The 18729-nt window shown below is 61.8% G+C and carries 18 protein-coding genes and 1 pseudogene; 12 read left to right on the forward strand and 7 right to left on the reverse strand.

Translation table 11 applies throughout. The features are described 5' to 3' along the window. Positions 1-921 carry a LysR substrate-binding domain-containing protein gene (locus NKJ09_RS15255; RefSeq protein WP_352494761.1) on the forward strand — a complete coding sequence of 307 codons (921 nt, stop codon included), beginning with the start codon at positions 1-3 and terminating at the stop codon, positions 919-921. 294 nt (positions 922-1215) lie between these two features. Here the strand turns inward: NKJ09_RS15255 and NKJ09_RS15260 are convergent, their stop codons facing one another. Continuing rightward, positions 1216-2454, reverse strand: coding sequence for an ROK family transcriptional regulator (locus tag NKJ09_RS15260; RefSeq protein ID WP_352762983.1), 1239 nt, complete (start codon positions 2452-2454; stop codon positions 1216-1218). A gap of 101 nt (positions 2455-2555) precedes the next feature. Here NKJ09_RS15260 and NKJ09_RS15265 point away from each other — a divergent pair, with 101 nt between their 5' ends. From NKJ09_RS15265 to NKJ09_RS15310, 10 genes and pseudogenes are all read left to right on the forward strand, one after another. Continuing rightward, complete coding sequence (locus NKJ09_RS15265; protein ID WP_352494760.1) at positions 2556-2723, forward strand: hypothetical protein; 168 nt, start codon at positions 2556-2558, stop codon at positions 2721-2723. A 36-nt stretch (positions 2724-2759) separates the two neighbouring features. Then, positions 2760-3821: an ABC transporter substrate-binding protein gene (locus NKJ09_RS15270; protein ID WP_352494759.1), complete on the forward strand. Its 1062-nt coding sequence runs from the start codon at positions 2760-2762 to the stop codon at positions 3819-3821. Between the two features lie 57 nt (positions 3822-3878). Further along, positions 3879-4817, forward strand: a complete 939-nt coding sequence (locus tag NKJ09_RS15275; protein ID WP_352515695.1) for a carbohydrate ABC transporter permease — start codon at positions 3879-3881, stop codon at positions 4815-4817. Next, on the forward strand, positions 4810-5742 hold the full coding sequence (locus NKJ09_RS15280) for a carbohydrate ABC transporter permease (RefSeq protein WP_352515696.1): 933 nt from the start codon (positions 4810-4812) through the stop codon (positions 5740-5742). The genes NKJ09_RS15275 and NKJ09_RS15280 overlap by 8 nt, the downstream gene beginning before the upstream one ends. A 10-nt stretch (positions 5743-5752) precedes the next feature. Beyond that, positions 5753-6848 (forward strand): annotated as a pseudogene (locus NKJ09_RS15285) (ABC transporter ATP-binding protein). A gap of 4 nt (positions 6849-6852) precedes the next feature. Beyond that, on the forward strand, positions 6853-7626 hold the full coding sequence (locus NKJ09_RS15290) for an SDR family NAD(P)-dependent oxidoreductase (RefSeq protein ID WP_352494758.1): 774 nt from the start codon (positions 6853-6855) through the stop codon (positions 7624-7626). A gap of 37 nt (positions 7627-7663) precedes the next feature. Then, the gene (locus NKJ09_RS15295) at positions 7664-8665 is read left to right on the forward strand and encodes a sugar phosphate isomerase/epimerase family protein (protein WP_352494757.1); all 1002 of its coding nucleotides are present in this window, start codon (positions 7664-7666) and stop codon (positions 8663-8665) included. After that, positions 8662-9474: an SDR family NAD(P)-dependent oxidoreductase gene (locus NKJ09_RS15300; RefSeq protein ID WP_023720285.1), complete on the forward strand. Its 813-nt coding sequence runs from the start codon at positions 8662-8664 to the stop codon at positions 9472-9474. The genes NKJ09_RS15295 and NKJ09_RS15300 overlap by 4 nt, the downstream gene beginning before the upstream one ends. Positions 9475-9697: 223 nt before the next feature. Beyond that, on the forward strand, positions 9698-10942 hold the full coding sequence (locus NKJ09_RS15305; protein WP_352482017.1) for a flavin-containing monooxygenase: 1245 nt from the start codon (positions 9698-9700) through the stop codon (positions 10940-10942). Positions 10943-10982: 40 nt separating this feature from the next. After that, positions 10983-11405, forward strand: a complete 423-nt coding sequence (locus NKJ09_RS15310) for a substrate-binding domain-containing protein (protein WP_023720284.1) — start codon at positions 10983-10985, stop codon at positions 11403-11405. Between the two features lie 12 nt (positions 11406-11417). Here the strand turns inward: NKJ09_RS15310 and NKJ09_RS15315 are convergent, their stop codons facing one another. Beyond that, positions 11418-11858, reverse strand: a complete 441-nt coding sequence (locus NKJ09_RS15315; protein ID WP_023720283.1) for a DUF2267 domain-containing protein — start codon at positions 11856-11858, stop codon at positions 11418-11420. Between the two features lie 514 nt (positions 11859-12372). Here NKJ09_RS15315 and NKJ09_RS15320 point away from each other — a divergent pair. After that, a complete protein-coding gene (locus NKJ09_RS15320) occupies positions 12373-12744 on the forward strand; it encodes a VOC family protein (protein ID WP_352494756.1) in 372 nt (123 codons plus the stop codon). A gap of 76 nt (positions 12745-12820) precedes the next feature. On the opposite strand, the gene NKJ09_RS15325 is transcribed toward NKJ09_RS15320, so the two are convergent. The 5 genes from NKJ09_RS15325 to NKJ09_RS15345 all read right to left on the reverse strand — a co-directional run bounded on the left by NKJ09_RS15325 (position 12821) and on the right by NKJ09_RS15345 (position 18242). Next, on the reverse strand, positions 12821-14017 hold the full coding sequence (locus NKJ09_RS15325; protein ID WP_023720279.1) for a glycoside hydrolase family 172 protein: 1197 nt from the start codon (positions 14015-14017) through the stop codon (positions 12821-12823). Between the two features lie 24 nt (positions 14018-14041). Next, entirely contained in the window at positions 14042-14884 is an 843-nt protein-coding gene (locus NKJ09_RS15330; protein ID WP_023720278.1) for a carbohydrate ABC transporter permease, read from the reverse strand. After that, a complete protein-coding gene (locus NKJ09_RS15335) occupies positions 14877-15803 on the reverse strand; it encodes a carbohydrate ABC transporter permease (RefSeq protein ID WP_352494755.1) in 927 nt (308 codons plus the stop codon). The genes NKJ09_RS15330 and NKJ09_RS15335 overlap by 8 nt, the downstream gene beginning before the upstream one ends. 28 nt (positions 15804-15831) lie before the next feature. After that, positions 15832-17166 carry an ABC transporter substrate-binding protein gene (locus NKJ09_RS15340; RefSeq protein WP_352494754.1) on the reverse strand — a complete coding sequence of 445 codons (1335 nt, stop codon included), beginning with the start codon at positions 17164-17166 and terminating at the stop codon, positions 15832-15834. 71 nt (positions 17167-17237) lie between these two features. Beyond that, on the reverse strand, positions 17238-18242 hold the full coding sequence (locus tag NKJ09_RS15345) for a LacI family DNA-binding transcriptional regulator (RefSeq protein WP_352494753.1): 1005 nt from the start codon (positions 18240-18242) through the stop codon (positions 17238-17240). Positions 18243-18729: the final 487 nt, after the last annotated feature.

Below are 18729 nucleotides of genomic sequence, written 5' to 3' on the forward strand. Positions count from 1 at the left end.
ATGCTGAATCTCAACGACCTCCTCGTTTTCGTTCAAGTAGTTGATCATGGCGGCTTCGCTGCGGCGGGGCGTGCCCTGGGCATCCCCAAGTCCACTCTCAGCAAGCGGCTCTCCGAGCTGGAAAAGGCGATCGGCGTGCGTCTGGTCCAGCGGACCTCGCGCAGCTTCACCGTGACCGAGATCGGCCGAGATTTTCATCGTCATGCCGCCGCCATGCTGATCGAAGCGGAGGCGGCCGAGCATGTGATCAAGGGTCGCCTTGCGGAACCGAGCGGAACGGTGCGGATCACGGCATCGCTGCCGATCGCCCAGTTCCGTCTAGCGCCGATCCTTCCGCGTCTCGCGGCGAGCTATCCGAAGGTCCGCATCATGCTCGACGTCTCCGACAGGTTCGTGGACATCGTGCAGGAAGGTTTCGACATCGCCATCCGCAACCACTTCGCCCCGTTGCCGGATACCGAACTCGTGCAACGTCGCATCGATTACGACCCCGCCTGGCTCGTCGCCTCGCCCGACTATATTCGGAAGAACGGCATGCCTTCTCGACCCGAGGAAGCGAACGGGCTCGATGGGGTTATGGCATCGTCGTCGGAGAGGGTCTGGACGCTTCACGATGGGCAAGGCGTCGTTGCGGAGGTCACGCCATCTCCGCGCTATATCGCCAACGAAACCGTCTCCTTGCGGGAAGCCGCAAGGGCCGGGCTCGGCGTGGCTTGCCTGGCAGGTAGCTTCTGTGCGCCGCTGATCGAGTCCGGCGCGCTTGTCCGCATCTTACCGGACTGGACAGCGCGTGGCGTGGCGACGACTCTGCTGATGCCGCATCGTCGCGGGCAGCTTCCCTCCGTTAGGGTCGTTGCCGACCATCTGATCGCTGAACTCTCGCAACGGCCACAAGGTGCAGACCTAATCAATGCAGGCTGATAGTCGTTGGGCGGGCACGTTGGAATCCTAGGCCGATCGCTGGGGTGTCGTGGGCGCCGAAGTGTGATGTCCGCTTACGTGCGACCAGACCCCAAATGTCGCAAAATGAGGGCTGAGCCGTCATCGCCTCAACGGATTCGAACTCAATCAGTCGCCGCCGCTGCTAGGCTGGCGTGCTCTGGCCGGCGCGTGCGCCGTAGGCGGCGGCAAATGGCGGTGTTTGGTGCACCCAAAGGGATTCGAACTCATGACCTATGCCTTCGGACGGCAAGGTTTACCTGGAACGTAGCCATATCATCGCAGTCGGCTATTGTGGCGCAGCACGAGGCCGACCGCGCCGAGCAATGCATCGTTCTCCGTGTGCTTGCCAACGATTATCCGCGTGCGCAGCGCGGGCGCCACATCGCGGGACTTGATGAGCGTGTGGCGTTCATATGACGCGATCAGTGGCGCCAGGAGAATGTCGCCCGCCAAGGCCATGCGGCCGCCGATGATAATGAGCGGCGGATTGAGCACCGAACCGATCAAGCCGAGCCCACGGCCGGCGAACTCGGCGGTGTCCTCGATCATCCGCAGCGCCCTTACGTCGCCCTGCTCGGCCATCATGATCACGTCGTCCATCGTGACCGGCCGCCGCACGATGCGCGAAATCTGCTCGAGCGGCCGGGCAAAGCTGGCATAGAGCTCCAGGCATCCGCGATTGCCGCACCGGCAAAGGTCACCGCCGGGATCGATGCTGATATGCCCGAATTCGCCGGCGCCGCCGGCGATGCCGCTCACCAGCCGGCCGTGCTGGACAATGGCCCCGCCGACCCCCAGATCGACCTTGAACAGCACGAAATCGTCCTGGCCTACGGCAGCCCCCCACATCAGCTCCGCAATGGCCGAGCAGTTGCTCTCATTGTCGGCGAAGATCGGCTGTTCGAGGACCGGCCCGAACACATCGCGGATGTTGACCCCGGCCCAGGTCGGAACGATACTCGCGCGCAGCACCACTCCTTCGCGGCTGACTGGGCCCGAGACGGAGACCCCAACCCCCAGGAGCCCCGCCATCGGCAGACCGTTCTCTTCGTAGCATCGGGCAATTACTGACTTGGCGAGCTGGGCCGCCTGTTGCGGCTGGTAGTCCAGACCCATGGGGATAGTTTGTTCGGCAACGAAAGAATGCGAGACGTCGGCGACGACGCAGCGCATCTCGTCGAGGCCCAGATGGATGCCGACGCAGGTGCCCGCAGCGGGATTGAGCGTCAATGTCGTGGCAGGCCTGCCGATACCCCTGGCCGCGTCATGATGGACCGAGGATTCGATCACCATCCCCGACTTTCTCAAGCCATTGAGCGCGGTTGAAACCGTCGACCGCGCCAAACCGGTAATGCGGGTAATTTGCGACGCAGAAAGCACGCCGCGCTCGCGCAGGCATCGGACGATCAGGCTCTCCGGCGACGCGGACGGCCTGTCGATCAGCCAATTTCTAAGCGAAGGTTTGTTCATGATGAGCACAAAGCACGTTGACTGATAGCCCAAATATGTCATCTTGGAAAGAACGGAGATTACTGCATCTCACCGGCCACGACCTCAAATCGCGGGCCACAAGCGGTCGATACGAACCGTGCATCACATATGGGAGTGAAACGATGAAATATCTGAGGACGGCCTTTGCGGCCGCTACCGCCTTCACCTTGGTTACCGGAACAGCGCTCGCGGAGCCCAAGACCAACCTCTTGCACCAATGGGCGACCGGATCGGACGCCCAGGCTATCGCCAAGCTCGGCGAGATGTTTACCGCCAAGGGTGGCACCTAGCAGCAGACCTCCATCGCCGGCCATACAGCCAACACATTGGCCAAACTGCGTGCCGATGTGATCGCCGGCAACGCACCTCCCGCTGTACAGCTCAAAGGCCCCGAGATCGCCGAATGGAACGAGACGGGCATGACAGCTAATCTCGACGACCTGGCGAAGGCGGAAAATTGGGAGAAGGTCGTCGCTCCCGAATTGCTGCCGGTGATGAAGCCGACGGGGAATTGGGTGGCGGCGCCGATGAACATCCACCGCATCAACTGGCTGTGGGCATCGCCAAAGGTCATGAAGGATGCGGGCGTCACCGAGATGCCGAAGACATGGGCGGAATTCAACGCCGCCTGCGACAAGATCGTGGCCAGCGGCAAGATCTGCATTTCGCACTCGACCGCCGACTGGACCGACTCGACCGTTTTCGAAGTTGTCGTGTACGGTCAGGACCTCGATCTGTACAAGAAGGCTTTCGTCGAGGGCGACGTCGAGGCGATGCGCAGCGACGGCATGGTCAAGGCCTTCGAGCAGTTCCGCACCATGACCTCGAAGTACATGGATCCCGGCATGAACGGACGCGACTGGGATACCATGTCGCATCTGGTCGGCCGCGGCGAGGCCGCCTTCCACATCATGGGCGACTGGACGATCGGCCTGCTGACGGCTGGCGGCTTCAAGGAGGGCGCCGACTATGTCTGTGCCCAGGCGCCGACCGATTGGGGCAAGCCCGGCTTCATCCTGAATTCAGACTCGGTCGTGTTCTTCAAGCAGAAGGACCCGGACTACATCGAGGGACAGAAGCTGCTTGCCAGCATCATCCTGTCGCCCGAGTTCCAGACCATTTTCAATCAGACCAAAGGCTCCATCCCGGCCCGCCTCGACGTCGATCTTTCGAACGGCTTCAATCCCTGCCAGCAACTCTCGCAAAAGGATCTGCAAGCCTCGATCGCCGCCGGCACGCTCGTCCGTTCGATGGCGCACAACATGACGGTTCCGCAAAAAGTCCGCGGCGCAATGATGGATACCATCACCGAGTTTGTGGCGACGCCGGATATGAGTGCGCAGGATGCGGCCAATGCCATGGCGGATGCGGCAGAAGCGCAGAAGTGAAGCTGCCGATGATGGCCGGGGGCGAAGCGCCCGGCCAGACCTCGCCGGAGCAGCCCGATGTCCACCCATGACCTGATTGTGCCAGGAGCAGCCGCCACGACCCGGCCGTGGCGCGAGCGCCTCGGCACGATGGTGCCCATTCTGGTGCTGGCGCCGTCGATAGCGGCGAGCTTCGTCTATGTTTTCGTCTTCACGCTCTGGACGCTCTACATCTCGCTGTCCAATTCGTCGCTGTTGCCGACCTATGGGTTCGTCGGCCTCGACAATTACGCTTCGCTCTGGGCAAACCGGCGCTGGAACATCGCCTATACGAATCTCTTCCTGTTCAGCGGCTTCTATATCGTTGGCTCGATGGCGGTTGGCCTGCTGCTCGCGATCGCGATCGACCAGCGCGTCCGCGGCGAGGCGGTTTGGCGCACTATCTTCCTCTATCCGTTGGCGGTGTCCTTCATCGTCACCGGTACGGTGTGGAGCTGGCTCTATAACCCTGTCGACGGTATCCAGGCCTTCGTTCGCGGGCTTGGCTGGACCGACTTCAGCTTCGCCCTGACGGCCAACCGCAACACGGCGATCTATGCGGTGATCATAACCGGTATCTGGCAGTCGTCCGGCTTCGCGATGGCACTTTTCCTGGCCGGTCTGCGGTCGGTCGATCCGGATCTCGTCAAAGCCGCGCAAATCGACGGCGCGTCGGTTTTCCGGACCTATCGCAGGGTCATCCTGCCCACCATCGCCCCGATATTCCTGGCGGTGGCGGTCATTCAGATACAATTCGCCATCAAGACCTTCGACCTGGTGGCGGCGTTGACGCGGGGTGGGCCAGGCGTGTCCACCACCTTCCCCGCCATCTATGTCTACGACCTGATGTTCCAGCGCGGGCAAATCGGCGAGGGTGCCGCCGCGGCGATGATGATGCTCGCGGCAGTCGCGGTGGTGCTGGTGCCGTACTCGTTGTGGATCGTCTGGCGCCGGCGGGCGGAGGGCCGCAATGGCTGAAATTGCCCCCAATGCCAGCTTTGACCCGGCCCGCCCCAATCCGACCGGCTTTGATCCGGAAGCTGCCGCAGCCACGCGCCGGCATTTCTGGAGCCGCTTCCTTGTTTATGCCGTGCTGGCGCTTTTCGCGATGGTCTATCTCGTGCCGTTGCTGGTGGTGATCTTCAACTCATTGCGCGAGCAGTCGGAGATTGCCCGCAACGGCCTCATCTCCGTACCTCGCAGCTTCCGGTTCGATGCGTGGGCGCAGGCCTGGGGATCCTACTGTGTCAGCGGTACCTGCGAGGGCATGAAGCGCAATTTCTTCAACTCGCTGGCGATGACGATCCCCGCCACAATCATCTCGACCATTCTCGGCGCCATGAACGGCTACATCCTCTCCAAATGGCGCTTCAGGGGTTCCGAACTGACCTTCAATCTGATGCTGCTCGGCGTATTCATGCCCGGCCAGATTTCGCTGATGCCGTGGGCGTTCCTGCTCGGCAAGCTCGGCCTGACCAATTCCACATATGGGCTGGTGTTGATCCACGTCGTCCAGGGCATCTCGTTCACCACCCTGTTCTGCCGCAATTTCTACGTCAGCATACCGGACGACCTTATCAAGGCGGCGCGCATTGACGGCGCCGGCTTCTGGCGAATCTTCCGCAAGATCATCCTGCCCCTGTCGCCGCCCATTCTGATTGTCACCGTCATCTGGCAGTTCACCGGCATCTGGAACGAGTATCTGTTCGGCGTCGTCTTCACGTCGGGCCAGCAGCAGCCGATTACGGCGGCGTTGGTCGCGCTCACGGCCGGCGGCACGACTGCACGTGCTTACGATGTGATGAGCGCAGCCGTGCTGATCGGCGCGTTGCCACCGCTGCTGATCTATCTGTTCGGTGGCAAATACTTCGTGCGCGGCCTCACGCAGGGCGCCATCAAATGAGGCGTCGCCCATGTCCGCGTTGATGATCCGCAACCTTCACAAGAGCTACGGCTCGCTCGAGATTCTTTCCGGCATCAATCTCGAGGCTAAGACCGGAGAATTCGTCGCGCTTGTCGGTCCATCGGGTTGCGGCAAGTCAACCTTGCTCGCCATGATTGCCGGCCTGGAAACCGTCACGTCGGGAGAGATTTGGATCGGCGACCGGCTGGTGAACTCGGTGCAACCCAAGGACCGCGACATTGCGATGGTGTTCCAGTCATACGCCCTCTATCCCACGATGACGGTGCGCCAGAACATCACCTTCGGCATGGAAAGCCGCGGCGTGCCCAAAGCGGTGCAAGCGGAAGCTGTCCAGCGCGTTGCCGCACTCCTGCAGATCGAACAGCTGCTTAAACGCAAGCCTGGCCAGCTCTCGGGCGGCCAGCGGCAGCGCGTTGCGATGGGGCGTGCCCTCGTCCGCGACCCGAAGCTGTTTTTGTTCGACGAGCCCCTGTCCAATCTCGACGCCAAGCTGCGCGTCGACATGCGTACCGAAATCAAGAAGCTCCACCATCGCGTCGGCAAGACCACGGTGTATGTCACCCACGATCAGGTCGAGGCGATGACGCTTGCATCCCGCATTGCGGATGAACCAGGGCTCGGTACAGCAGTTCGACACGCCGAAGCGGATCTACGACCGGCCGACAAACATGTTCGTTGCCGGTTTCATGGGATCGCCGGCGATGAATTTCATCCCGGCGCGGCTTACCGGCTCGACCAGCATCTCGGTACGCGCCGCTGACGGCAGCGACGCCAGCCTTGCCCTTGCTGCGCCGATGCCCGCCGGTGCGCCAAAGGACGTCGTGCTCGGTATCCGGCCGGAACACATCTACCGTTTCACGACCGACCTGAAGTCGCGCAAACCTGCTGTGGCGTCCATGCAGGCGCCGGTCGAGCTGGTCGAGCCGACCGGGGCCGAGACGCTTGCCGTGCTCAGGCTGGGTGACCTGGAGATCACCGGCCGCTTCGAGCCGGACGACGCTCCCGTCATGGGCGAGACGATAACGCTCGGCATCGATATGTCGCGCGCCTGCCTGTTCGATCCAACAACCAAGGCGCTTCTGTAATTTGATGTCCGTACAATTCGCAACCTATCCGAGCTTGGCCGATCGGGTCGTGCTGATCTCCGGCGGCGCCTCCGGCATCGGCGCCGATATGGTCTGCGCCTTCGCCTCGAATGGCGCCCGGGTAGCCTTTCTCGATGTGCAGGACGAACCAGCGGAGGCGTTGCTGCGCGAGCTCGGCGGTACCGCCGGGCGGGCTCCCTTATATCTCCATTGCGACGTGACCGACGTCGATGCGTTAAAGGCGTCGGTAGAAGGCGTGCGCGCGCGGCTTGGTCCGGTCGCCGTCCTGGTGAATAACGCTGCCAATGATCAGCGCCATCCCATCGACGCAGTGACGGCCGAATATTGGGACCGCAGCTTCGACATCAATCTCCGGCATCACTTCTTCGCCGCTCAAGCTGTGCATCCGCATATGCAGGAACTCGGCTTCGGCTCGATCATAAACTTCTCCTCCATTGCCTGGCGTTTCGGAGCGGACCAGATGGTGGCCTACGCCACCGCCAAAGGGGCTGTGGTGGCGCTGACGCGTGCGTTGGCGCGGTCGTTCGGACCCGACAACATCCGCGTCAATGCAGTCGAACCCGGCGCCGTCATGACCGAGCGGCAGCGCGAGCTGTGGTTCAAGACGCAGGAGGCAGTCGACCAGACGGTGCAGCGGCAATTGATCCGTCGCGTCCTCCTGGGCGAGGAGATTGCACGGACCGTGCTCTTCCTGGCAGCGGATGACAGCCGCATGATCACGAAGCAGTCCATCACCGTCGATGCCGGCCTGCGCTAGTGACCCCTCTCCGCCCTCCATTGGAACCGCCAAGCTGATGCTTCGTCTCGGCCTCAACCCCTACGGACTGACCTACCATCTCGGACTGCAGGGCCGTGGCACGCCGCGGCACAATCCGGACGGCGTGGGACTGGAAGGCTTCATCGCGCTGGCGCAGGAACTGGGCGCACGCACGCTCGAGATCTACGAACCCTGGTTGACCGACTTGCCGGATGCCGAAATCGTCGCGCTGCGCAAGCGTATGAGTGCGCTCGATATTGTCCCCGTGGTGAGCGGCGGGCTGCTGGTGGCAGGTCCGCTGGACAACGCATTTCGGGCTGCGCGCCTGCTCGAGGCGACGACGATCCGTATCGCACTGACGCCTGTCCTGTGCGGCGACCGCAACGCCTGGGGCCGGAAATGGAGTGAGTTCAATACGACGATCCGCGCTGCGTTGACAGATTGGGGACCGCGTGCGGCGGCCGAGGGCCGGGTACTCGGCATCGAGAACCATCAGGACTTCGGCAGCGACGAACTGGTCGCGTTCTGCGAGCTCGGCGGACCGGGCGTCGGCATCACCTACGACACCGGCAACACTTTTCCTGTCGGCGAGGCGCCGCTTGCCTTCACGCACCGGATCGCACCCTATGTCCGCCACGTTCACCTCAAGGACTATCGCGTGCAGTTCACGGATGAGGGCTACCGTCTGGTCCGCTGCGCGATCGGCGACGGCGCCGTGCCTTTTGGCGAACTGGCAGCCATCCTTGGCGAGCACCACGACACGCTGACGGCGGTGCTCGAACCGGGCGCGCTGGAGGCCCGTCACGTTCGCTGTCTCACGGACGACTGGTGGAACGGATATGCGCCGAAGACCGCACGCGAGTTCGCGGCCTGCCTGAGTGCTGCGCGCGCGAACCGTCTTGCGGACGACGCCGACTACCGCACGCCATGGGAGCGCGACGATGACGGCGCGCTCGTTTCGTATGAGCTCGACATGATCCGCCGCAGCGCCGCCAATATGAAGAAGTTCGGTTTCATTGCAATGGAGAGATCAGCATGACCACCCGAGACCTCAGCGGCCTGACCGCCTTCGTCACCGGCTCGGGACGCGGCCTCGGCCGCGTGATGGCCGACCGCTTGGCCGAACTTGGCGCAAACGTCGCGGTCCACGACCTCGATTGGGCCCGGCCATCTCAATATGGTGAATTCGCGGACCTCGGCGACTCTGCCCGGGGCTTGGAGAAGCATGGGACACGGGTGACCGCGGTCACCGGCAATATAGGCGACAAGCAAGCTGTCGCCGAAATGAAGAGGAAGATCGAGGCGGACCTCGGCGACGTGCACATTCTGGTCAACTGCGCCGGCGGCGACATCGGCGCCAAGGGCGTAAAGCCCAGTCCCAACAACGCACTCGACATCGACTACGACGACATCAAGGTTCTAACCGAGAACAATCTCATCGGCACGATGTTGGTTTGCCAGGCGTTCGTTCCGCCGATGGTCAAGCGGGGCTCGGGCTCGGTGATCAACATCGCCTCGGCGGCAGCGCATATCGGCTGCTCACCCGAGGTGGTCTACTCAACGCTTAAGGCGGCCGTCGTCCATTATACGCGCTGCCTCGCCAAGGAATTGATCGACGATGGCGTACGCGTCAATGCGGTAAGCCCTGGCGCCACCAAGACGGCACGGTTCCAGGCGAGTCGCGTGGTCGATCCGCAGCGCATGGATTCGAGCAAGAAATCGCTGAACCGGTATGCGGAGCCTGAAGAGATCGCCGAAGCGGTGGCCTTCCTCGCCGGTCCGCGCGCGCGCTTCATCAACGGGCAGGTAATCCGTGTCGATGGCGGTTTCACAATCTTTCCAGGTTAAGCCGCAACCATTGCCGGTTTCGGATGAGTATTTGATCGTGCCGTGACCCGATAAAACTGTTATCGTGCCCTCGCGTCGGGGGCGAAACCATGCAGATCGAGGGGATGGGTTCGGGCAGCATCGGCCGCTGTTTGGCGGTTGTCCGTTGGCAGAGGCGTTACGCTGATGGCGCCAGTGCCGCCTCACAGCGCTGCAACGGCGCTAGCCTCCGGATCCGCGGCAAATGACGGATAATGCCAACGTCCTTGATGCAGTAGTAGTCGGGGCCGGCTGGGCCGGTCTGGGCGTCAGCTATTCGCTGGCTCGGCAAGGCTTGCGCCATGCCGTATTGGAGCGCGGCCGCATCGGAGAGACCTGGCGCACCCAGCGGTGGGATTCCTTCCGGATGAATACGCCCAACGTGCAGACCGTCATGCCCGGCGACTGCTATGACGGTTCGGATCCGTTCGGTGCCCTGACGCGCAACCAGTTCGTCGCCCTGCTTGAGGATTTCGCCAGGCGAAACGAATTGCCGGTCGAACCGGACACTGTGGTGACCGAGCTCGCCGGCGGGCACGAGAATGGCGGCTATCGGCTGATCACCTCGCGCGGAACACTTTTGGCACGCAACGTGGTGATCGCCAGCGGCAACTTGAATTGTCCGGTGCGCCCAGTTTGGGCCGCTGCGTTGCCGCCGGGCCTGCGCCAGATCGATGCTTCTGATTATCGCAGCGCCGCTGATCTCCCGGCTGGAGCGGTGCTGGTGGTCGGAAGCGGCCAGTCCGGTGCCCAGATCGCGGAAGAACTGGCGGAAGCAGGCCGAACAGTCTTCCTTGCCACCAGCCGGGTCGGGCGGCTCTCGCGGCACTACAGAGGTCGCGACATCATGCTCTGGCTCGTCGAAAGCGGATTTCTCGACGTGCGTCGAGACGAGATCATTCGACTTGCGGGGCGCATTCCACCTCGTGGTCTGCTTGGGGTAGAACACACGATAAGCCTGCAAGGGCTCGGCGCCCAAGGTGTCGTGCTGCTGGGGCGGTTCGCAGGCGTCGAAGATGACGGCCGTCTGTCATTCGCCGACGATCTCGAAGAGCATGTTCGTTTTGCGGATGAGGCCTCCGCCAACGTCAAACGCTATATCGACGAATACATCAGCCGCTCCGGAATCGATGCCCCCGTTTCGGAACCCGACCCAGCGGAGACTGTCGCAGCGCAGCTGCCGAATCCGGCTGTCCGTTCTCTTGATGCTGCCGAGTCCGGCATCACGACCGTGGTGTGGTGCACCGGATTCAAGGGCGATTTCAGTTGGGTGAGGCTTTCCGGTCTGCTCGACCCGGAAGGACAGCCTGTTCACGAGGATGGCGTGGCCGCCCTGCCAGGCATCTACTTCGCCGGGTTGGATTTCGCCTCCACGCGCAAATCAGGCATAATATTGGCGATTGCCGAGGAGGCCCATCGCCTTGCGGAACACATCGTGCGGCGTTCGTGACGACCTGGACACCGTCGGCAGGTTTCTAAACCCCCAAGCGGTGAACGGAAGCCGTCACGCCGCCTATCACAGCTTCCTGCAAGCACGCGGCCTTCCGCTGCGAGATGACCTTGTGATCGGCGGTGCAGAGGCGCGCAAGGCTGCGTTTGCCAATGTCACGGCGCTGGCCGCCCGCATGGACCGGCCGACCGCGCTTTTCGTCGAATCCGATCTTGCCGCCGTGACCGCCCTGCACGCATTCGAGGAGGCCGGGCTCTCCGTGCCGGGCGACATAGCGGTCATCGGGTGTGGCAATATCGACGAGGGCGAATTCAGTCATACGGCATTGACGACGATCGGTCCTGAAACGGCCCACTACGACCATTTTGCCGATCATCTGATCTCATTGATTTCGGCAACACCGGGCGCAATACCTACCCTTTTCAGCGTTTCGTGGCAGTTGGTCCGTCGCACGTCCGCATGAGCAGGATCGCCGCTATTTGACGCCTACGCTTTCAGGCCAGAGCGCCTGGATTTCCTTTGGCAGCGCATCTCGCACCTTTGCCGACTGGCCAAGGTCGATATGCCGTGCAAGCACGCGAAATACCGAGCGTACTGCATCCTCGGGATCGACAGGACGGGTCGATTTCAATTCATCGGCGATGTGTTGCAGGAACTCCTCGAGCGAGCGTGTCTTGTCGGGCATGTCGGCGGGCCGATAGCGATCATAGTAGGCGCCGCGCACGAGCAGCGGCAGTTCGGCTCCCAATTTGGCCGCCAGTCCGATCTGTAGCCTGTCCCGCAGGGTTCGCAGAACGGCGCCCAATGTGTGCCAGGCGACGTGGCGATCTGGACCAAGATCCGCCATGATCTCGTCGAGCCAGATGTTTGTTAGTTGCAGCGTTTTGTCAAAAACGTCCAAGCCGGTTGTGCTCATCGTCGCCTCCTCGAAAGGTTCTGCGGGCGAAACGGCGACCGGAGACAATTGTTTCGTGGTCCTGTGAAAATAGCCTGGCAAAGCGATGGAAGCCGGTTTAGGTCGGAGAGCCTCTTTGCGTCAGGTCTGCTCTTGGCGCTTCGGCTTCGCTGCCGACGAGCTTCGCCAGCTTCGGTGAGCGCCGTCTCGAGGCGCGCAGCTCTTCGAACGTCAACGGCGCGCGCAACCTTCCCATGGTCGTATCCGGCCATCTGCGTTCCGATCATGAAAGCCGTCTCTGCTGATCCGAAATGCGTCTTTGTCCCCCTAACTGGGCTTGCGCTCATCGGTTCCGAACGCCTCGCCGTCTAGGCCGGCAATGAGACCAGTCCTCACGTTGCCCGAACCGGATATCTCTTGCCGGACATCTCTTGACTGAATGAGCGGCCCGCGCCGACAATGGCATTGGGAAGATGGCGGGATGTCGTCCACGGTGTTCGGCACCACTTGCCGATCAAGCTGTGAAAGGCCTGTCATGGATTGGAAGCTGGAACTGGTCCCGGTCCCCGTATCGGATGTCGATAGAGCAATCGCCTTTTATGTCGGCAAGGTCGGCTTTCATCTCGATCACGACCACACCGTAAGCGACGAGATACGTTTCGTGCAATTGACGCCGCCCGGTTCGGCCTGTTCGATTGCCATGGGCAAGGGCCTCGTCGACAGCCCCCCGGGATCCATAAGAGGCCTGCAACTGGTCGTGCCCGATATTGATGAGGCACACCGGCACCTGGCAGCTCAAGGTATCGTGGTCAGCGATATCAAGGATTTTCCCTGGGGCAGATTTGTCTTCTTTGAGGATCCCGACGGCAACACCTGGTCTGTCCAGCAACTTCCACCTCGCAGCTGAGGCGGCGCGCTACGGCAGGGTCGCGCCCCGACGCAGATAGCGCGGGATGCACGCTTCAACTCGAACGCATCCCGGCCTAACGCCTCTTCTCGTCGAAGGCGGCGTTCCAATTGTGATAAGGCGCGCGAAAGGTGGGGATGCGGTTCTCGACATCGGCAAGCTCTTCGAACGGCTTGTGCGGTTCCGCCTGATACCAGAAAGCGACCGACGAGATGTCGTCAGAGCGGCGATTGGCGTGACCGTGCTCGATGGTCACCCGGATGCGTTTGTGAAAGATGACCGGGTCTTCTATGTGCCAGCGATAGAGCGTAACCGGCTCGGTCCAGTTCGGCCCGCCGGCGGCGATGATGCCGTGATAGGACGCACTGTAGTCCTGTGTCGGGCACCATGCCGTATTAAAATAATCTTCCGTGCCGGTGCCGTGCAGCGTCGGCGGCCATGCGTCGTTGGCGCCGGGGCTGGTCTCGCCACGATCGCCGACCAGTTCGGCCTTCGGGCCGATACGCGGATCGGGCTTGCGCACCGCATCCGGCACGGAAATGCCCGGCTCGCCATCGACGAAGATCATGTCGTCGCCCTCGCCATACCAGTCCCATAGAGGGGAACGGCGCCGCGAATAGACCGAATAGAGCAGGCCGACATAGTGGCCGTGACCCTCCGCCTCCAGGATGGTGTAGTTGCCGTTCCCGTCGGTATTTTCCCCGCCAAACAGGACCTGCTCGTTGGCCAGCCCCGTCTCGTCGATGCCATCGGGTCGCTGCTGCCTGTATTGGGCGTGGAAGCGGCCCAGGCCTTCCTCGAGTTCCTCATGCAGTTCGAGATCGACATAGTAATAGAAAAGCAGGTCGTCCTCAGCTTCATTGGTGACGGTGAAGCGCATATGGCTGGCAAACGGCATCGGAAAATAGCAGTTGAAGGCCTTGCCATCCTCTGGACTTGCCTGCACCGGCAGGCTGGCAAAATTGCGGGTGCGGGCATGGCCCATGCCGAAGAAATCGCCGATCGGTGTTTCGATGCTCGGATGTTCTTCACCATCCCAATAGGCGCGCAATACGATCTTGCGCAGGAAGTCCTCGCTCTTGCAGGCGAGCGTCGCCCAGATATGCGTGATGATGCCGGCACCATAATGCTCGGCAATCACCAGCGTCTGGCCAGGTTCAATATGCAGCCGGTCGTCATTGCCGCCGGTGCGGTCGTAGCTTGAGAACCGGCGGGTTTTGGCATCGCGCAATTTGGCGAGCCCGCGAAGCGGCGACAGGCCGGCATTATCCATGTGTTTCTCCTCTTGCTTCAGCGGTTATTTCAGGCCGCTTGTCTTGATGGATTCCATGATCTGGCGCTGGAAGATCACGAAGAGGACCAGCATCGGCACGGCGACGATGGTCGAGGCGGCCATGACATAATTCCAGGCGGCGGCGTACTGGCTCTTGAAGTTTGCGATGGCAACCTGCACCACCCAGAGGTTGAGGTCCGATGTGATCGTCAACGGCCACAGGAAAGCGTTCCAGTTGGCGAGAAAGAACAGGATCGCCAACGCCGACAGGATCGGCCGGCTGAGCGGCAGGATGATGCTCCAATAGATGCGCCAATAGCTGGCGCCATCCATGATCGCCGCTTCTTCCAGCTCCCTCGGCAGCGACAGGTAGTATTGCCTGAGCAGGAAGATGCCGAATGCGTTGAAGATCGCCGGAATGATCAGCCCGGCATAGCTGTCCAGCATGTGCAGCGTCCGCGTCAAAATGAACAGCGGCACGATGATCACCGGTAGCGACACCAGGAACGTCGAGAACATGGCGAGGAACAGGATGTCGCGGCCCGGAAAACGCAGCCGTGCGAGCGAATAGCCGGCCATCGAATGGAAGAACAGCGCAGCGACGGTCACCGTCGCCGACACGAAGAACGAGTTGAAAAGGTAGCGCAGGAACGGCACCTCGGTCAGCACATAGAGGAAATTGCCGAGCGTCGGCTGTTCCGGAATGAGGCTCGGCGTGAAGACGTCGCTCGCCGGCTTGAGCGAGATGACCAGCATCCAGACAAGCGGGAACACCGTCATCAGGCCAAGCGCCGCGGTCGCCAGCATCCAGGCAAGCCTCGCCGCTCGTATCTGCGAACGCGTGGAAGGAGTTCGGCTGTCAGTCATGCTCGAAACGTCCGCCGCGCGTCAGCAGGAAGAAGAACACCGTGACCAGCATCAGCGCCAGCACCAGCAGCGATGCCATTGCCGATGCATAGCCGAAGGCGCCGAACTGGAACGCCTGCTTGTAGATGTAGATGATCAGCACCGAGGTCGAATTGACGGGCCCGCCCTTGGTCATCACATAGATCAGGTCGAAGACCTGGCCGCCGGCGACAGCCGCGACCAGCGAGACCAGGAGGACGAAGAAGCTGGTCGGTTTGAGCAAGGGCAAGGTAATGTACCAGAAGCTTGTCACCGGCCCGGCGCCGTCGATCTTTGCGGCCTCGTAATACTCTGCCGGGATGTCCTGGAGCCCGCCGAGGAAGATCAGCATGTAAAAGCCCATCAGGAACCAGACGCTGACCAGCACCAGCGTGAACAGCGCCAGATTTGGATCGCCGAGCAGCGAAATTCCGCTGAGGCCGACGAGCGGCGCCAGCCGGCTGACGATGCCGACCTTCTCGACCAGCATGAGTTGCCAGACGAGCGCCACGACGACCAGGCTGACCATCTGCGGCGCAAAGAACATCGAGCGCATGACCGCGTTGAAGCGGTTGGTCTTCTGCACCAGAAGCGCCAGCCCCAGCCCGGCGGCGTAGAGCGCCGGCACCAGCATGACGGCATAGGCCACGGTCACCTTCACCGACGACCAGAACAGCGGATCGCTCCACATGCGCCGATAATTGCCGAGCCCGACGAATCTATAGCCGCCGAAGCCGTTGACCTCGAAAAACCCGACGGCGAGCGACAGCAGCATCGGCACGCCGACGAACACCAGCAGTCCGAGCGCATCGGGCAGGACGAACAGCCATGCGGCGTAGCGTTCCCTTTGCTTGGCGGTAAGGCAGCGAGCGGATTTGGCGCCCGCGGCCGGCGATTTCATCTCGTCTGCGTGCATGCTGGAAGGGGACCTAAAGGATCGGCGCGCCGGAATAGGAAGCGAGGAACGCGTCGAGTTGCTGACTGGCTGCCGTCGCGGCCTGCTGGGCATCGACCCCGCCAAGCTGTGCCGACTGGATGGCATCCGAGATGATCTTGTAGGCTTCAGGCGGAACCCGCGGTTCGGCACGCGTTCCCGGGTGGATTTCCTTGGCGAAGGTGCCGAACTTACCCGTGCTGAAGACATCGGCGCCGGCCTTCAGTGCGCTGTTGCGCGGCGGCATGTCGCTTTTGGCGACCGTGCACCAGTTGACGACCCGGTCGATCGATCCCTGATCCATCGAGGCCAGCGCCCAGGCGCAGAACTGGGCGGAAGCATCCGGGTTCTTGCCCCCGGCATTGGCGACGAAGGCCCAGCCACCGCCGACGGTGACATATTTGCCATTGGCAGGTGTCGGCAATTTGAAGATGCCGTAGGGCACGTCCTTGGCGTTGTTGTCCATCGCCGAAATGCCCCAGATGCCGCAGTTCTGCATGGCGCACAGCCCTGCCCCGAGATTGGCGACGATGTCGAAGCCGCCGCCGACCACCTGACGCGGCGCCACACCGGTATTGATAGCATCCTGCCAGAGTTTAAGCGCCTGGACCGTGGCCGCCGAATCGAAGGCGCTCTTGCCGTCCTTACCCTGGAATTCGCCGCCGCCCTGCCACAGAAACGGATACCAGGTGAAGTTCTGGTAATAGCCAGGCGTCGTTTCGAACAGCACGCCATAACGGTTGGGCGTCGTCAGCTTCTTGGCAACCGCCAACAACTCGTCCCAGGTCTTCGGCACGTCGTTTTCGTTGAGCTTTGCTTCCTCGAACGCTTTGACCGAATAATAGAAGGCCATCGGCTCGACCTCCATCGGCACGCCGTAGATCTTGCCGTCGACCATGCGGTTGGCGATGACGCTTTCCGGGAAATCGGCCTTGGCGGCATCCTCGATATGCGGCGTCAGGTCGGCCAGTACGCCGCCATTGTAATAACGCAGGAAATCGCCGGGGCTGATGAGGAAGATGTCGGGGCCCTCGCCCGACGCGAAGGCCGTCGCCAGCTTGGAGCCGGAGATGTATTCGCTGTTGACGACATATTCGAGCTCGACCTTCTGGTCGTGGCCGTCGTTCCAGTCGGCCACCAGCTTTTCGAACCACTGGACCTGTGGCTTCACGTCTCCGCCCGGCGCATAGAACTGCCAGAATTTCAGCGGCGCTTCCTGAGCGCGCAAGGCCATCCTATTGATGAACGGGAAGCCTGTAAGGCCGGCGGCGGCGAAAGTGGCGCCGCCCTGGATCAGCCGACGGCGGTTGAGGGTCGTTTTGTCAGTCATCATTTCCTCCCTGGGTGTTGTTCGGTCGAACGTTGGCGAAGGACCTCCGTTCCCTCTGCCGGCATTTGGCGTCATGCGCTGTCGGATGGGCTCAACGCGCATGGGATCACTTCGGTGCGCGGCGCGCCCTCGACTTTGCCGCCCAGGCGCTCGAGCAGCATTTCCGTGGCGCGCTTGGCGAGCATTGTCGGGCTGTTGCCGACACGGGTCAGCTTCGGCCTGACATATTCCAGTTGAGGCAGGTCATCGAAGACCGCGATGGCGATATCCTGAGGGATATTAATCGCATGGTCGTAGAATTCAGTCAGCGCACCGGAGGCCATCAGATAATTGGCGAAGAACATCGCCGACGGCAGGTTTCCGCCGTGCTTGTCCAGGAGCCAAGCGACCGCCTCCCGTCCTGACGGGGCAAGATAGCTTCCCTCGAACCGAAGATCGGCGGCGATTGGCACGCCATTGTCGGCAAGCCCTTTCTCGAAGCCCGCGGCACGCGCCATCGCCTCCTTGAAAAAGGATGGCCCGGTGACATGGGCGACGCGGCGATGGCCCCTCTTCGCCAGATACTCGCCCATCAGATAGCCGCCGCCGAAATCGTCCAGCTGGACGCTGTCGACGGCTTGATTGGGGAGATTGCCGATGAAGACGGCGGGCAGATCGAGGTTGAGCAGCTCGCTGTGCATGCCGTGCAGCGCGAAGTCGGCAACGATGACGCCGTCGACCCGCTTGCGCCCGATCTGGCGCAAATACTCGCGGCCGTGATCCTGTGAATGTCCGCCCGGTACGTCGGTGTTGAAGATCAGCATGTCGAGGCCGACCACTTCGAGCGTCGACTGCGCCGTCTTCACCAGCTCCGGGTAGAACGGGTTGCGGATGTCGGGGATCAGCATCGCGATGATGTTGGTGCGGCCGGTGCGCAGACTTTGCGCCTGCGGGTTCGGCGTGTAGCCGAGTTCGTCGATCGCCGCTTGCACGCGTTCACGCAGCGATTTCGACACCCGGTCGGCATGGTTGATGACATGCGACACGGTCGTGCGCGACACGCCCGCTCGCGTGGCAACCTTGGAAATCGTGCTCATGGTGATAGGTTATGAGCACATGAATGCATTTGCAAATCGATTTTACCGACGCCTCGCAGATTCGAGTTGTCCGGCGGATTGCTGCACAAATGACCAAAAGAAAAAGGCCGGACTGTTAAGTCCGGCCAAGCGTGAAGGTCTATAACCTCCAGAGGGGAACGCGCCGGACGCAATGGGAGGAGACATCCGACGCAACTTAGATATGGGTCTGTATTGGTGACGTTTCAACGACATGGCAGTGGACCAACGTCGCTGTTGCCATAGTGCCAGGAACGCAAAGCATTCAAAGGGAGCGGTGGATCGCAGCTGCCAGTCGGATACAAAGGTTGCCGAATGCAAGGCGGGGTCCATTGCTCCTGGCATAGGGACTTCAGTCTGTCGACCAAGGACCTGCACGGCCAAACTTTGGTCCGAGGCTGCTATCGCAAAAGCCCGAAATGCGAGAGTTTCAGGAACTGAGTTCCAAAGAACCCCGTTGCGATGCCGA

Source organism: Mesorhizobium sp. M0189 (genome assembly GCF_040322135.1).
GTDB lineage: Bacteria > Pseudomonadota > Alphaproteobacteria > Rhizobiales > Rhizobiaceae > Mesorhizobium.